Source organism: Enterococcus sp. DIV1094 (assembly GCF_017316305.2).
GTDB classification, from domain to species: domain Bacteria; phylum Bacillota; class Bacilli; order Lactobacillales; family Enterococcaceae; genus Enterococcus_B; species Enterococcus_B mangumiae.
This window is the reverse complement of the sequence record NZ_CP147250.1, coordinates 2471411-2486901: the sequence shown is the minus strand read 5'-3', so window position 1 is coordinate 2486901 and position 15491 is coordinate 2471411. Positions and strand designations below refer to the sequence as shown.

Here is a 15491-nt window from a genome sequence, read left to right as displayed (position 1 = left end):
TTCTAAGAACCTTCGCTAAATTTAATAACATATTATTTTAACCAACCAGTCCGAACTTTTCTCAATATTTCCCTATTTGAGAAATAGTTGTGTCATGAAATGCAAATTTTAATAGAATGTCCCTTATTAAGGATGTAGCCGTTTTTTCAAACCGTCTTATATCTCTGCAAGTTCATCCACTTTGATATGATAATAATCCACCAATTTGTTGATGATTGCTTCATCTAAGTAGTTAGATATTCCAAGAGTAGGCACTTCAAAAAAATCATTTGAATAGATGTCTGTCAGGACACAATCAAATTTTTGTAAATAGCCATTTTGTATTTTCGTCGCAGGATTTAAAATCTCAATATCAATATTATGTCTAAAGTAAAACTGGATTTCTTCTTTGAGCATACGCATATGATCATAAGAACTATCTAACAGCAGTGCGACATGAAGTTTCACCTTTTGTTTACGTACTTGAATCCATAGATCTGACCATGATGTCAATAATTTAAAGACAGATTGATGGATCATTTCATCTATGTAAATGTGAAATGATGGTCCTAATGTTTGATAGATCTCAAAAAAACGGTCTTCTAAATCTTTGACAAGTGTTGAACTATCTCTTTTTACATTTAGGTAAAATTCTTTTTTCTTATTATGTAAAATATAGGTTGGCTTTACTGTGTTCATCGTTGTCCAATAAATATCATGAGTCAATTGATCTCGATTCTCACAAACGACCCCGAACTGTTTTTCTAAATAGCCGATCACTTTATTAATTTTATTTTTTTGATCCACTGCATCAACTTCAATATTTAGATATTGTAAACGCAAAGTCGGATGGATCGGTTGATAAAACTCGTAGAATAGCTGTTGGAGATTCTCCTCTTTCAAATGAACAGCGAAATTTTCATTGATTCGGCCTAATAATTCTGTTTCATTGGCGAAATGCTGGAAAATAAAAGGCACGTTCCATGAGAGTAAATTATATCCTTGCTTTAGTCGGATAAAACAGATGAATAAGTGGAATTTCATATTTCCTAAAAACAAATGATTGTCATTATTGACTAATGCCCAAATCGTATTCTCTTTCACAAACACTTCGATAATATCATTGATCAATGAGATATCTTTCATTTCCATCATATTCTCAGGCAAATTATATTTTTCTGAAAAAAACGCAGAAAAAAAATCTCTGATATTCCCTTCATTTCCAACAATTTCAAGATGATTATTGATTTTAAAATCATACTTACTGATCACTTGATTGATTCGATTGATAATACGCGATACCTGTGTTTCAGATATATATAGACTATCACTTAGGTCATCTTTTGAAGCTACTTTCTTAAAAAACAACGTTTCAAGTAAGGTATATTCCAAACTTTTACTTAATATTTTTGAATATATGAATGCTTTTGGTGTAGTTAAATTTTTCTTTAACAATACTCCTGATCTAAAGGAGGTTTCAATCGTCAGTGGTTCGATCATCTCGTTGATTTGTGAAAGATCATTTCTTGTCGTCTTCTCTGAGCTTTCGATCATTTCAGCTAATTCGGCTGTTGTCACCCACTGAGTTTCCCATAATATTTCCAAAATCTTCAACTGACGTTTTAAACGTCCATCTAAGATTTCTCTCATTTCTTTTCCACCTCTCCAAACAAAAAATATTGAACGTCTACATCATTTTTAACATAGTGATTTCTCTAAAAATAATCTCAATCTACCGACTGCTTGGTAAAATAACGCTAAAAGTCATGAAAATTTGTTTTATCAATGTCAATAATTCTATCATTTAAAAAATGGTATAGTTAATAAAAAGACAGACCACTTCTCTATATCGACCATCAGAATTCGTGTATATCTCCTTTCTACCCTATTACGATTGCTAAAAAACAAGAAAAGATATGCCAGTTTATGGCATATCTAATAAATTGGATTTTAAAGTATATTTTAAATCACTAGCTCTTTCCTAAATAACTGGATACTTTCTTTTCTCTTTATAATAAAAGTATGTAATTTGTTGATAAATTCATTATCGAAATAATGTGGGATGCCAATGACCCTTGATTGCTCGATTGCGCCGCGAATCGTAAAAATATCCGTTAGTACACAGTCGTATTTCTCTAACTTAGCCTGACTGAATTGATCGAACGGCGATAAGATGTCAACCGAATAAGCACTTCTGAAGTGCATTTCAATTTCTTCTTTCAACATGCGCAAATGACCGATTGGAACATCCAAGATCAATGCTGCTTTGATTCTATGCGTTTTTTTCATCTCGATACGAAAATCCGACCACTGAGTCACCAAACTGTATATCGATTGATACACCATATTTTTCTTGTCAAAAGGTTTGAGATCAAGATCTTCATAGATTGCTGCAAAACTTTCTTTTAATTCAAACATGATCGTTTGATTTTCACTCATCAATTCCAAGACGAATTCTTCAATCACATTGTTCAAAATAAAAGTTGGCCCAATGATTCGAAAACTACTCCATAAAATATCACTGATCAAAGTATCGATATGGCCACACTCAATGTTGAATCGTTGTGATAAATCTTTGATCAGTTGTTCCATTTGATTATGTAATGATGATTGTTCGATACCTAACTGATGACAGGTTTTTGTCACTTTGAAAGGTTCGCAATAATTTGCAAATAAGTTATATAATATGTCTTCGTTCAATTCTATCTCAAAGCATTCTTGACATTTTTGTTTCAATCCATCGTCATCCAAAATAGTTTGATAGTTAAACACGGTTGCTTTCTTCTCTATAAATTCTCCCTGCCGACAACGGTATAATGCAGCTAGTACTTTTAAATGGATTTTATTCAACAGAAAATGATGTTGATCATTCATTTCAATGATCGTTGCGTTTTCTTCATAGAAACGTTGGATCAACCGATCGATCAACTTGAATTCTTCTTTTAAAAGCAAATTTTCCGCTGAAAGATATTTTTCATACATCAGGCTAGCAAACAATTTGCGAATATTTATCTCTGAACCTTCGATTTTCAATTCATGACTGATTTGTATTGAAAATTTATCTAATACTGAATTTAGCTTTGTCAGTAATCGATTTAACTGCGTTTCTGAAATAAATAGCCGATCGCATAACTCGCCTTTAGTCAGATTCGGATGGATAAAAATTTCTTCGATGATCTGACATTCGATGCAGTTTTGTAAGAACAAAGAATAAAGATGTGTCTTTGATACACCCAGTGTTTTATCTAAGAAAACACCATGTTTAAAAGAAGTCTCAATTTTAAGTGGCTTGATTATTTCATTCAAATGTTTGATATCTGTTCGTATCGTCTTCTCCACTCCCCCGATGACCTGGACGATTTCTGATACAGTTAACCATTCATTTTCCCACAGCAATTCTAGTAATGCTAATTGCCTTGTACTTTGTTTATTTAATATTCCTTTCATTTTACTCCCCCAAATCTAATAAAAAAGCACAGTTATAATCAAAAAAATAACACCCCACCTGTGTCTTTTTTCATTTTTTTATGATATTAAAATTCAAAACTATCCCCTTGTTACTACTTATACTACATTATTTTAAAAAGTATGTACTATTACTTAATCATAATTTTAGAATATAAATCTTCTTATGTCTACAGAAAAATGAAGATAACATGAGATATTTTTAATTATTAATTAAAATACATCCATCACACTAAAAGATCGAGTAAAAGCTGCGTTCATTTCAACTTTTACTCGACCATTTATTTATTTCGTTATCTTAAAGATGTTTTAAATAACTTTAGATGATTCCTCCGTTATCTGGTTAAAGTTATATACATAGAAAATCCACTTTATCACAGAAGTATTCAAGTGAATCAACCTTTCTTCCCACTTAAAAACGCAAATACATTTTTTCTAGAGATTTCTCCAATCGGTGTCTCTTGTTTATATACGCTGACTTTTTCTACTTCTTCCAATTGAGCAAACAATTGCTGTAAAGGTGTATCAAGTTCTACCGCTCTTTGTTGTTCAGTGATTTCCTTTTCAAAAAAACCAGCCAAAATGACTTGTTCAACTGTCTGAGCTTTGTCTTGGATCGATTCCTCGAAGAAGCTACGAACAAAATCATTCTCAGGGTGTAGTAATAATCGTTCTGGGGTATCACATTGGATCAATTCGCCTTCTTTCATTACGGCGATTCGATTGCCTAATTTTATGGCTTCTTCCATATTATGTGTGACAAAAACAATGGTTGTCCCTAACTCTTTATGAAGTGAAAGAACTAGCTCTTGCAAGGAAGCTCGGGAAAGTGGATCAAGCGCACTGAACGGTTCATCCATCAAAATCACCTCAGGATTAGCAGCCAATGCTCGGACGATCCCGACACGTTGTTGTTCTCCTCCTGATAATTCTTGGGGCATTCGATCACGATAGATGTCTGGATCTAAGCCAACTTTCGCCAGTAACTGATCCGACGTTTCAGAACGTTTCTGTTTTTCCCAACCTAACATCTCAGGGATCACTTCAATGTTTTGTTTCACAGTCATGGTTGGGAACAATGCGATTTGTTGCAAGACATACCCCATTTGCCAACGCATTTTTTGCAAATTATAGTTTTTCAAAGATTTACCTTTGAAAAACACCTCTCCGTTACTTGGTAAAGAAAGTCCATTGATCATTTTTAGCGAAGTCGTCTTCCCGCTTCCAGAAGGACCGACCAACACAAAGATCTCCCCTTCTTCAATGGAAAGATCTAATTGCCTAATGGCGTACTTGTCACCAAAGTTTTTTTGTACGTTTTTAAATTCAATCAGCTCGGTCAATTATTTCCCTCCTTCACCAATCCTTGGTCAACTAGAAATTGTCGTGCGACTTCAGCAGGTTGTTTTTTCTCGACATTTACTTGATAATTCATCGTTTGCATCTGTTCTTCCGTGATTTTTCCGCTAAGCTTTTCTAAAGCAGTCACAACTTCCGGATGTTCATTTGCAAAATCTTCATTCATCAATGGTGCACCTTGATAAGTTGGGAACAAGCCGCGATCATCTTCCAGAACGATTAAATCATATTGCTTTAATTCACTGTCGGTCGAATAGGCATCAACGACATTCACGTCACCATTATTTATTGCTTGATAGCGTAAACTTGGCTCCATACTTTGAACGCTAAGGAAGTCCAATTGGTAAAGCTCTTGTATTCCTTTATAGCCATCTGCACGGTCAATAAACTCTAAAGTGAAACCTGCTCTGATTTGATTTTCAATTTTAGCTAGATCAGAGATCGTACGCAACTGATTTTCTTCTGCAAAGTCACGTTTCACAGCAAGTGCATAGGTGTTTTGGTATGCCATTGGTTTTAATAGTGTCATTGAGAACTGTTCACTCAACAGTTTATTGGCTTCTTGATAGGTTTCCTCTTTTGTTAATTTTTTCTCCCTTAATGTATCTGGAACTTGAACTAAACTCTCCAATACTGTTCCTGTAAATTCCGGGTAGATATCGATTTGTTGATTTTCTAAAGCACTGAATAAGAAACTCGTTTTCCCGAAATTAGGTTTTAACTCGACTTCCGCGTCAGTTTCTTCTTCAATCAGTCCTTTATACATTTGGATCAAGATATCTGGTTCGGCACCGAGTTTACCAGCAATCGTGATTTTTTCTTGCTTAAAGAAGCTGGTCTGATAAATGGAAGCCCCGGCGACCACAGTCAAGATCAACCCTAATACAAGCATTGTATAACGTGGTCTCAGATGTTGTAGTAAACGGATCAAACTACTGAAAATGATCGCTAATAGCGCAGAGCTGATCGCCCCGATCAATGTTAATACCGGTGTATTCCGATCGATCCCTAGTAAGATAAACGTTCCTAGTCCACCAGCACCGATCAATGCAGCTAATGTTGCCGTCCCGATGATCAACACTAAAGCTGTTCGAATTCCTGAGATGATTACAGGAAGTGCAATGGGTAATTCTACTTTGATCAATCTTCTAAAACGCGACATGCCAAAAGCAACCGCAGCTTCTTCAATTGACGGATCAATCTCTGCTAAGCCAATATAGGTACTTTGAAAGATGGGTAATAATGCATATAAGATCAAAGCAATCAATGCTGGTAATGTCCCGATCCCCACAAATGGGATCAATAATCCTAAAAGTGCAAGTGAGGGAATGGTTTGCAGTACACTTGTGACTTGTAATAAAAATTCTGCCATTCGTTTGTGGCTTACTGCCCAAATAGCCAATGGGATCGCAATCACTGCGGCGATCAGTAAGGCAATCAATGATATAGATAAGTGCTGGAATGTAGCTGCAAGTAACTCTTCTTTTCTCTCACTGAGCGTTTCGATAAACGTATTCATATGACCTTCCTTTCCGTTCTCCTTTAAGTATAAACATAGCCAAGCAAATTCCCAACTAAGTTGTTTTAAAAAAAAACTTGCAATCGAGTCGTTGGTGAGAACCGATTGCAAGTGGCGTTTTCTATTGAGTTATTTGGAATGATAGGGTGTTCCCTGCTGATAAAAATTTTCTTCATATCTGCGTTTTCGTTCGGTTTGTCGATACTTTTTTTCATCCCACATTACAAACCACAGTACAAATGAAGGCAGAAAAATCAACAATGCTGTTTGTAACCCATAATTACCTATAATAATACCAAAAAATAAAATCAACAACATTGCACCTAAACGTCTCATTGATTGCATATTCGATCACCTCTAAGATTTTATACCGAACGATTGTTCGCACTTTTATTATACGAACAATCGTTCCCTTTGTAAAGTAGAAGTTTTCTTTTTGAGCAAAAAAAAACAGCCAGTAACGTTTAAAATCTCGTGGGGGAGATACTTGTTTACTGGCTTGTTCAATAAATATTATACTTTATCTTGAGTGTCCGTGACCAAAAAAGTAAAAATCGGTTGTTTTGACATCATAATCGTTAAATTTCATAAGATAATCGCTGTTTTTTATATAGAAATGCTTCTTTTTTACTCATGCACTACTTTTCTGGTTTTCAAAATAAAGGACGATGGGATGTTTACCAAGAATTTTTCCAGTTTTCATCGAGAAAATCTTGAAGGAAATAAAATATACTTCTTTATGTATATTTTTTTCCATTTTCCTATTGAATAAATAGAGTTGTTCAGTGTAATATAAAGATTGCTGAAAATTTTCAAAAAGAAAAGAGGTTAGAGATGAAACATATCAAATTTTTATTAGACTTATGCGGAATTATTTTAGGGGCAGCTCTTTACGGATTGGCAGTCACTGGAATCAATCTCCCTTCAAAATTAGCTGACGGTGGTGTTACAGGTATTGCTCTTTTACTAAATCATTTATTTGGCTTTGCGCCCTCTATCACCTCGCTGATCATAAATTTACCTTTATTGCTGGTTTCCTTATTTATTTTTGGAAAACATTCATTTATTCGAACGATAGTCGGAACATTTTCTTTGGTCTTCTTTTTACATGTATGGGAAAATCTGAACGTTCATTTTGCTGTCGGAAACTTGCTTGTGAATAGTCTAATGACCGGGGTTCTTTCGGGGATCGGTTGCGGGCTAGTCTTTCGTTTTGGAGGAAGTACAGGCGGAACAGATATCATTTATCAAGCGATTGAAAAATACTACCATGTAAATATTGGCAAAAGCCTATTTATTATCACTTTTGGTATTTTAATTGTCTCTTTGATGTATTTGGATTTCACTCATTTTGCGTATACTCTTTTAAGCTGTTCGATTTTATCTTATACATTGAATAAAGTGAAGTATCTCAGAATCTCAAATCCTTTCAAAAAAATCACATCTACAACAGCAACAGTGAATCCATTAGAACCTATGGAAGAACCTTACTTAGATTAAGCCATTTTCATACAATAAGAGCTACCTCCTTTAAATAGCATGACTATTTAAGGATGTAGCTCTTTTTTTCTTGTCAGTTGTTTTGTTGAATCAGTGAGCCGCCTTTGGGAATCCACCAGAGACTACTAATTTTCCTTGTTGGCTTCCTTTACTAACTGCCGCCATCGCTTGTTCAAGTGAAGCTCTGGTGATGCCCTTTGAGTAAACCGTTGTGACATGACTATGGAGCTGGTTCGCTTCAAAGAGTTGCGCCAATTTCTTTAAAATCGCTCCTTGTGTGGCGATTTCTTTGTCATGATCCGTTTTTGTAAACACATACTCCCAATGGAAGCTGATCGAGTCATTTTTAAAGCCATTTAGATCGATTTTTTCTTTTGTATTGACGATCATCCCGATATGCCCGAGTGGTTGAATGATTCTTTCAATTTCTGATACATAGGGTTCGATATCATAGAGTACAGCGATATGATCCACACCTTCGACCCCAACTTCTGCTAATTGGTCATAGAGAGAATGATGGTAATCCAGAGGAACATCTACACCATTTTTTTCCAGCCATCCAAAGTTTTGCGGGCTAGCGGTAGCATAGACTTTCATACCTGCCCATTTTGCTAACTGTGTCATGATCGAACCGACACCACCGCCTCCGTTGATCACCAATAACTCTTTGCCTTCATTTCCTCCTTTTTGCGGAATCAGATGAAATTTTTCAAATAGCAGTTCATACGCAGTCAATGCAGTCAGCGGGATCGCAGCGACTTCTTCGTCCGTCAGATTCTGTGGTGCTTTCGCAACGATGCGCGCATCAACTAATTGATACTCTTGCTGACTGCCTCCGCGTTGCGTCGTACCGGCATAATAGACACGATCATTCACTTCAAAATCCGTCACAGCTGTACCTACTTTTCGTACATAACCCACGCTATCATAACCTAAGACTGTAAAGGTTTCTGCTTTAACGATTTCTCTTCGCTTTGTATCTACAGGGTTGATTGAGAGAGCAACGACTTCAATCAACAAGTCATGTTCGCCAGGTTCTGGCGTCACGATTTCTTCTTCAACCAATCCTGGGTAAGGTGTGTCACGAGTAAAACCAAATCTTTTCATTGATGAGGAAACAGCCATCATCTTTCGCCTTCTTTCCGTTCAAGTTATCTGATCGATCGACAAAAAAGCTGTTTCACTCCAACATTCAAACAATTTAGCACAAGCCTTGCCTGTTTTTCATTTGACTGAATCGTTGAAGGAATCAACTTTTTTTCGTAATTGATTGATTCTTAGTTGAAATAGCCATTCCCGTTCAAAGAATCGCCTTGTTCATTGATCAAGCCTTCCAATGAACGATCTAGTACCCCATGACTTTTTTTACTTGGATGTTTCTTTTCGTCCATTGTTACGCTTTGTTTTCCATCATATGGGGTGTTTTCTGCTTCAAATAGAAGATACGCATTCTTTTCTTTTTTGATCGAAGCAATCAGTTCTTCTTCAGAGATTTTATTTTTCTTCTGATCAGGAATGATTGAAGCTGGCACATATTTAGGTACAAAATAAGACCGTTCTCTTACAGAGCTATTGAATACGCTTCGCGATGAAGACTTTTTCTCTTGTGGTGGTCTTTGCTCTGACGTGCTGTTCCGACGAGCATAACCGAAACTCGTCTGACTGTTTCGTTTTGTTTTCGTCGTATTGCTTTGTCTGTAATCTGGCAAATTTTGTTTATGTTTGGCTAGATTTTCTTTTTGTGTCGAAGCATGTCGAACATTGACTGTCGCATGACTGTTTTTTTCTTTTTTTGAGTAATCCTCAAAATGAAATTCATTGATTTGTTCAAACAATGGCTTGTCGCTCGTATCTGTCATCAGATCATCTTGACCGTCGAACAATACGCGTCTATTTTCATTTTTCAACTTCACGCCGATGTGATCATCATAGGCAGGGAAGCGAAAATGTTTTCGTTTGATTTCTGTCATGTAAACCATCCTTTATAAGTGGACTTTCTCTTATAATAGCATAAATCTTGTATTTTCTATAGCTAAGCGTTAGTCGCTTATCGCTTTCTTGTCGTTTCACGAATGATCAACTCGGGGAAAAAATGGCGATAGCCTTGACTCGCTCCTTTTTCGCTAATTTTTTTCAGTAGCATTTCGCCGCAAACTTCACCCATCCGAATAATGTCTTGCTTGACGGTCGTCAGCTTGGGCGAACTGATTTGATCAAGAAATACGCCATCAAAACCAATCACTCCAAATTGTTCTGGTAATTGCCCGCCTACTTGCGTGATACCACGAACGATGCCTAGTGCCAAGCGATCAGAGCTACAAACAAAACAAGTCTTATCTGTAAATTCATCCCAATGCTCGGTGATATATTTTTCTGGTGTGGTCGAATGATTATCAAAACGTAACATTCTCGGTATTAAGCCAGCTTCTTCCATTACTTTTAAATAACCCGCTTCTCTAGATAATTCAAAAGGCTCTGCTTCATCGATACCAATATACACGACCGTTTGGTAACCAACTTCTAAAGCATATTGGGTCGCTTTGGCAGTTCCATATTGATTGTCGCTATCGACATAATCGTAGCCCATGCGATTCTCGCCAAATAAGACGACTGGCTTTTCCAAGCGATTGATCCAATCAAAATCTCTTTCACGCACACCCGTAATGATATAGCCATCACAAGACCCCACATCAAACGCATCATTGGTCACTAATTGTAAGGAATAATGTTCTTTCCCAATTCTTTTGGCGATTCCCATAAGTAAATTCATATAATAAGGTTCTGTCGTATCGATTTCTTCAAGAATAAACAACTTGATGATTTGCGAACGGTTTGAAACTAAGGCTTTTGCTGCAATATTTGGGCGATAATCAAGCTCAGCCATCGCTGTAAAAACTAATTCTTTTAGTTCATCCGTCACTTGCTCTGGATGATTGATCACCCGAGAAACTGTCATTTTTGAGACATTTGCTCGTTTAGCTACATCTGCTAACGTTGGCATAAAATCTCCCCTTCCATGCCTAAATACATAACTATAGTCATTATAGCAAAGAATCAAGAGAAAAATGAGCGAATCTTATGTAAGAACAAAAAATAAACCGTCTACCATAGAGAAAACATCTTTCTCATTGATAGGCGATTCTTCCTGCTTTTTTCTTTTATTGTAAAGTACTCTCCATCATGTCACTCAAAAACTCTGCAGCTTCTTCCATCAATGGGACTTCTACCATATGACGTTTCTCCGAAGAGGCACGAAAGACGATGCCCTTGCCGTAAGACTCATCCTTATTTTTTTCTACAAATTTAGCTACTTGCTGATAAGGGATTTTCTCATCTTTTTCGCCATGCCAGAAAAACAAAGGACGTCCGGCTAATTTTTCTGGGTGCATCGATAGATCGTAATGATTGACCCATGAAATCAAGTCGAAGTAATCATCTGGCAACTTGTAGTGGTATTCTTGCGCTCTACGTGAGATTTCTTTACCATATTCAGGTGGTGCTGGTGATCCCATCAAGCAGATACCGCCAGTGATCTCAGGGTGCTTTGCCAATAAGGCACATGTGGTCATGCCACCCATCGATACACCACCCACTGCCAATTTGTCTGAAAGAAGTTCACGTTTTCTTAAATGTTCGATCAATGTATCGAATTCAAATAGATTCCCGTAAATACTACTCCAAAAAGTAAAGGAAGGGATTTTTGACACCGGTTGCTTCCGTTCTCCATGATTCATGGCATCGGGGAGTAAGACTCTCATTCCTTTTTTTGCCATTTTTCTTCCTTGCGTCAACACAAGTTCCTTACTCGTCTGCCAGCCATGATAATAGATCACTACTGGGATTTTTTCTGACTTCAACTCTTTTTGGACCACTTCTAAGACTGGGATATTTTTTATTGTTCGTTTCAAAATAATTGGATTCACTGATCGATTCACCTGATTTTCATAAGATTGGCTGAACGTAATGACAGCCATAGACCTAACATCACTTGTACAAGACATAATAGTCCAAATGTAGTTGTGTAAACATCCATTCTTTTTACAAAGAATAGCATGGCGAATACTCCTGTGATCCCTAACCCTATTGATAGTACTGGGTAAATAGACATTTTAAAAAAACTAGCAAAACTGCCAAAAATATTTCCAATAAATACCATTAAGAATAGAAAAATACTTAATATTACCCCGTCTGTCAATGAGATTGGGAATAACAAAGCATTCGCTTCGACTGGTTGTTGGATTGCATTGTTGCCTAAATACATACTAAGAAAAATACTACATATATGACTGACTCCAACGACCTTGTTCATTCGCTTCATCGCGCTCACCTGACTCTCTTTATAATTCTATTATAATCATTTTATCATTTTTTTAAAGTAATAAACGTTTATTCTTTTCTTCATTTGAATTATTTCTGATATGATGAGTATAGAGAAATCAGAAAGGAGTTCTTACCATGTTCGATCCAAAAATGTTAGCGATGATCTTTTTCATCAATTTCGCTTACATCACATTAAATACATTACGCTTTATGCTGACCATGAAAGGCTATCGTTATATCGCGCCTTTAGTTAGTATGGTTGAGATCATTATTTACATCGTTGGTTTGTCGCTGGTCTTAGACCGCTTAGATAACCCTTTGAACTTATTCGTTTACGCACTAGGTTATGCTGTGGGTATCAGTGTCGGGATCGCCATCGAAGATAAATTAGCACTAGGCTATATCATGGTAACAACGATCTTGCCAGCGAATACGTCTGAAGATAAGAACTTACCGATCATTCTTAGAGAAAATGGCTTTGGTGTGACACAAACTTCTGCGACAGGACTTGAAGGTGAGCGTTTAGTATTAGAGATTCTTTCTCCACGTAAAAGTGAGCGCGAACTTTACCGATTGATCAAAGAAGTGGAAGAGCGGGCTTTTATTATCTCTTATGAACCAAAATATATTTCTGGTGGGTTCTGGACAAAAAAAGTGCGCAAACGCCGAAGCAATGTAAAATAAATAAATGTGAAGTAAATGATGATCTGATGAAGCCCTTTCATCAAATCATCGTTTATTTATTTGTTTTATTAAAAATGTCGACAATTCCTCATCATTTTGTTATTATAATGTATATCATTAAATTTATGGGAGTCCTTATGCAAATACAACAAAGAACAACGACCTATTTACATTGGGGATCTGTTTTTGCCTTTTTGAGTGCCTTGCTTTTTTTCTTTTACGCTTACTTCAAGACATCCAGCATACCTTGCAACTCATTTGGCTGGTTACTACTAGACCATTCTGAGCTTAACCAATCGAGCGACAATCCAACATTCTTGATTTTGTCTACCTTATGTGGTCTCATTTTCTCGTTATGCTTCGCGGCCTACTTTGCAAAGAAAAAAATGAATACATTTAATGAAGTGAACATCATTTTCGTCATACTGAAATCACTGAATCTCTTAACCGCTATGTTGTATACGTTCAATCAAGATTCACTATTTTTCTTCATCATCAATGGTTTAGTGGTGATTTTGACGATATTCACTTTCTTTATTTTTTCATTGATCACTAAGCAATTAAGGATGCCGATGCTTATCCAAATGAGTACTTTTTTCTGTTTTTGCTATAGTATCGTCGCATTGTTCATCTTGGCATTTGCACCATCGATCAATTCTGCAAATATTCAAATCACTAGTAATATACTAGATATCTTGTTTATCGGTAATTTAGCTTATATGATGTGGCACTTTCGAAAAACAGCATGACTAAAAAATCACTGTTCATCCAAATAGGGAGAACAGTGATTTTTTTAAATCATTTTTTTGATGTAAGAATAAGATTTTACCTCTAGCTCCTTCATCAGCGCAACCAACGCTTGTTCTTTGATAAAGGCACGTTCCACACTCGTTTGAGCCAATAGTCGCTCTTCCAACAATGAATCTTTCTTATTATCGACTACAGGCAGCAGTAAGTGATACTGCTCATTGTGAGCCAAGACATTTGCTAATAATAACGCATCTAAAAAAATCGACTCACGGCGTTTTTTGTATTTGTTTTCACAAACCCGTTCGATGATCACTTCTACTTGATCAAAAAAATATGCTTCGTTCACATCGCCGATCAACTGCCCCAACGCCTGGAACTCTTCAGGTAATGTCGTCTGCTGTTTTTGAAGATGGAAATAAGTTGGCAAAGAAACTTCGTTCTCTTGTTGGAGCGTTACAAATCGGTAATTTTCATTGCCTGCTTCTAATCGTTCGATCGTTGGAACTGAAAAGGCGGTCGCATAAAAATAATCTGTTTCAGTCTCACGACAGAAATGCCAGATCTCTTCTGCCAAAAAGAGCGCTCTTTGACTTTCTGGCTGCTTCAGCAATTCTTGCATCAATTCTTGGGTTAACTGAGCGATTTCCTCTCGAAAATCTTTTTGATCATACACTGGAAAGGCACAGCGATAACGCCGATTCTCTCGAATGATCAAGCCGTTGTCGATCATTTGGTCAAGAAAATGTTCCATTTTTTTCTGGGGAAATTCTTTTTTTAGTTGTCGCAAGATGATATCTTGTGTGCCTTGACTGATCAGATAGTCGATCATTGGTTGAAATAGTGGCTGTGCGATCAGTTTCCGCCGATCATCTTGAGAATGAAAATATTGCATCGATTTACCTGCTTTCTATGTGGACGTTTAAATAAAAAAGTGAGAGGTTCCAGTCAACTGGTCACACTCCCACTTCTTTCAATCTCGTCGCTTAATTGAAAACTTCTGTCAATTGAGGGACCACTTGTTTTTTACGTGAAACGACCCCTTGTAAAAATGCGCGATTGTTTTCTAACTTCACATTAAATGCTTGTTCAACTTCTGCTTTTCTTTCACCGGCAATCAATAATTCTGAATTGCTGTTCAAGATGTCCGTTACTACAAGGACGAAAAGATCATAACCGTTTTCAGCAATCTCAGCGTTCATCGCTGCTTCAAGCTCTGCTTGACGGTCCATCACTTCGTTTAAATCAACTGTATTGACTTGAGCGATGCGCACGCTTGAGCTCGCCATTGGGAAACTTTTTGCATCTAGGTCAAGTAATACTTCGGCTGCTTTATCGCTAAGGTTTGTCCCTGCTTTTAGCATCTCCAAGCCGTATGCTTCTAAATCTACACCCGAGATCTCAACTAGTTCTTTTGCAGCCAACTGATCTTCTTCTGTTGATGTTGGTGATTTGAACAATAAAGTATCTGAAATGATCGCAGATAACATGATTCCAGCGATTTCTTTAGGGATCTCAATTTGGTTTTCTTTGAATAGTTTTAAAACAATAGTACTTGTGCAACCAACTGGTTCAGCACGATAGTACAATGGATTTGCTGTTTCAAAGTTTGCGATACGATGGTGGTCAACTACTGCTAAGATCGTTGCTTCCGCAATGTCAGCTACACTTTGTTGGAATTCATTATGATCCACTAGCATCACATCTGCTTGTTCTTCTTTGATTGATGAGATCACACGTGGTGCATCTAATTTGAAGTAATCTAGTGCAAATTGTGTTTCTTCACTTGGTGTGCCTAAAGCAACAGGCTCCGCATTTACTCCTAATTGATTTTGCAAATATGAAAATGCAATCGCTGCTCCAATTGCATCTGTATCAGGATTTTGATGACCAAAAACTAAAACTTTTGACATTTGAC

The 15491-nt window shown here is 36.7% G+C and carries 15 protein-coding genes; 3 read left to right on the top strand and 12 right to left on the bottom strand.

Features of this window, described 5'->3' with window-relative positions; translation table 11 throughout:
• Positions 1-156 precede the first annotated feature (156 nt).
• From DOK79_RS11855 to DOK79_RS11835, 5 genes are all read right to left on the bottom strand, one after another.
• Complete coding sequence (locus DOK79_RS11855) at positions 157-1629, bottom strand: helix-turn-helix domain-containing protein (protein WP_206857407.1); 1473 nt, start codon at positions 1627-1629, stop codon at positions 157-159.
• Positions 1630-1941: 312 nt separating this feature from the next.
• Positions 1942-3426, bottom strand: coding sequence for a helix-turn-helix domain-containing protein (locus tag DOK79_RS11850; protein ID WP_206857409.1), 1485 nt, complete (start codon positions 3424-3426; stop codon positions 1942-1944).
• Positions 3427-3839: 413 nt separating this feature from the next.
• The gene (locus DOK79_RS11845) at positions 3840-4787 is read right to left on the bottom strand and encodes an ABC transporter ATP-binding protein (RefSeq protein WP_206857410.1); all 948 of its coding nucleotides are present in this window, start codon (positions 4785-4787) and stop codon (positions 3840-3842) included.
• On the bottom strand, positions 4784-6322 hold the full coding sequence (locus tag DOK79_RS11840; protein ID WP_206857412.1) for an ABC transporter permease/substrate-binding protein: 1539 nt from the start codon (positions 6320-6322) through the stop codon (positions 4784-4786). The genes DOK79_RS11845 and DOK79_RS11840 overlap by 4 nt, the downstream gene beginning before the upstream one ends.
• Positions 6323-6451: 129 nt before the next feature.
• Positions 6452-6667, bottom strand: coding sequence for a hypothetical protein (locus tag DOK79_RS11835; protein WP_206857414.1), 216 nt, complete (start codon positions 6665-6667; stop codon positions 6452-6454).
• A 489-nt stretch (positions 6668-7156) separates the two neighbouring features.
• On the opposite strand from DOK79_RS11835, the gene DOK79_RS11830 reads away from it, so the two are divergent.
• Positions 7157-7822: a YitT family protein gene (locus DOK79_RS11830; protein ID WP_206857416.1), complete on the top strand. Its 666-nt coding sequence runs from the start codon at positions 7157-7159 to the stop codon at positions 7820-7822.
• Between the two features lie 90 nt (positions 7823-7912).
• Here DOK79_RS11830 and DOK79_RS11825 read toward each other — a convergent pair whose 3' ends face one another.
• The 5 genes from DOK79_RS11825 to DOK79_RS11805 form a co-directional block, all read right to left on the bottom strand.
• Positions 7913-8947, bottom strand: a complete 1035-nt coding sequence (locus DOK79_RS11825) for a zinc-binding alcohol dehydrogenase family protein (protein WP_422392103.1) — start codon at positions 8945-8947, stop codon at positions 7913-7915.
• A gap of 152 nt (positions 8948-9099) precedes the next feature.
• The gene (locus DOK79_RS11820) at positions 9100-9792 is read right to left on the bottom strand and encodes a hypothetical protein (protein WP_206857420.1); all 693 of its coding nucleotides are present in this window, start codon (positions 9790-9792) and stop codon (positions 9100-9102) included.
• A gap of 77 nt (positions 9793-9869) precedes the next feature.
• Entirely contained in the window at positions 9870-10823 is a 954-nt protein-coding gene (locus DOK79_RS11815; protein WP_206857422.1) for a LacI family DNA-binding transcriptional regulator, read from the bottom strand.
• Between the two features lie 157 nt (positions 10824-10980).
• Positions 10981-11745 (bottom strand): alpha/beta fold hydrolase, encoded by a 765-nt coding sequence (locus DOK79_RS11810; protein WP_206857432.1) that lies wholly within the window; start codon positions 11743-11745, stop codon positions 10981-10983.
• An 8-nt stretch (positions 11746-11753) separates the two neighbouring features.
• Positions 11754-12140 carry a hypothetical protein gene (locus DOK79_RS11805; RefSeq protein ID WP_206857434.1) on the bottom strand — a complete coding sequence of 129 codons (387 nt, stop codon included), beginning with the start codon at positions 12138-12140 and terminating at the stop codon, positions 11754-11756.
• 137 nt (positions 12141-12277) lie between these two features.
• Between DOK79_RS11805 and DOK79_RS11800 the strand changes: the two genes are divergently transcribed.
• Together DOK79_RS11800 and DOK79_RS11795 are read left to right on the top strand one after the other, a co-directional pair.
• Complete coding sequence (locus tag DOK79_RS11800) at positions 12278-12826, top strand: DUF2179 domain-containing protein (protein ID WP_206857435.1); 549 nt, start codon at positions 12278-12280, stop codon at positions 12824-12826.
• A 137-nt stretch (positions 12827-12963) separates the two neighbouring features.
• Complete coding sequence (locus tag DOK79_RS11795) at positions 12964-13575, top strand: hypothetical protein (RefSeq protein ID WP_206857438.1); 612 nt, start codon at positions 12964-12966, stop codon at positions 13573-13575.
• A 44-nt stretch (positions 13576-13619) separates the two neighbouring features.
• Here DOK79_RS11795 and DOK79_RS11790 read toward each other — a convergent pair whose 3' ends face one another.
• On the bottom strand, positions 13620-14468 hold the full coding sequence (locus DOK79_RS11790; RefSeq protein ID WP_206857440.1) for a DUF1803 domain-containing protein: 849 nt from the start codon (positions 14466-14468) through the stop codon (positions 13620-13622).
• A 91-nt stretch (positions 14469-14559) separates the two neighbouring features.
• Positions 14560-15486 (bottom strand): manganese-dependent inorganic pyrophosphatase, encoded by a 927-nt coding sequence (locus tag DOK79_RS11785; RefSeq protein ID WP_206857442.1) that lies wholly within the window; start codon positions 15484-15486, stop codon positions 14560-14562.
• Between the last annotated feature and the right edge of the window lie 5 nt (positions 15487-15491).